Source organism: Streptococcus suis (genome assembly GCF_002960445.1).
Lineage (GTDB): Bacteria > Bacillota > Bacilli > Lactobacillales > Streptococcaceae > Streptococcus > Streptococcus hyiners.
This window is the reverse complement of record NZ_POJD01000268.1, coordinates 1-357: the sequence shown is the minus strand read 5'-3', so window position 1 is coordinate 357 and position 357 is coordinate 1. Positions and strand designations below refer to the sequence as shown.

Annotated in this window: 1 protein-coding gene; it reads right to left on the bottom strand. The window is 41.7% G+C overall.

What is annotated here, in order from left to right:
- The coding region (locus C1G53_RS09610) for an ATP-binding cassette domain-containing protein (RefSeq protein ID WP_153046700.1) at window positions 1–357 on the bottom strand (357 nt) is incomplete at both ends.

Genomic DNA, 357 nt, shown 5'->3' with positions numbered 1-357 from the left:
AGATACTTTTGAGCGGTTTTTTCAGCTGTAGCCTTATTGATTCCCAAAACCTTAATCGGTGCCAAGGTAACATTTTCTAACACGGTTTTGTGTGGGTAAAGGTTGAAATGCTGGAAAACCATGCCAACTTCTTTGCGAAGTGATACGAGCTCTTTGATAGAAGTAGAGGAAATATCATGTCCATTGACGATGAGCGTTCCTTCATCAATTGCCTCTAAACCGTTAATCGTGCGAATGAGAGTAGATTTTCCGGATCCGGAAGGTCCAAGGAGAACGACAACCTGTCCAGGTTCGAATTCCAAGTTGATATTGCGTAGGGCGTGGTAGTCACCATAGTATTTATTGACATCTTTAAAT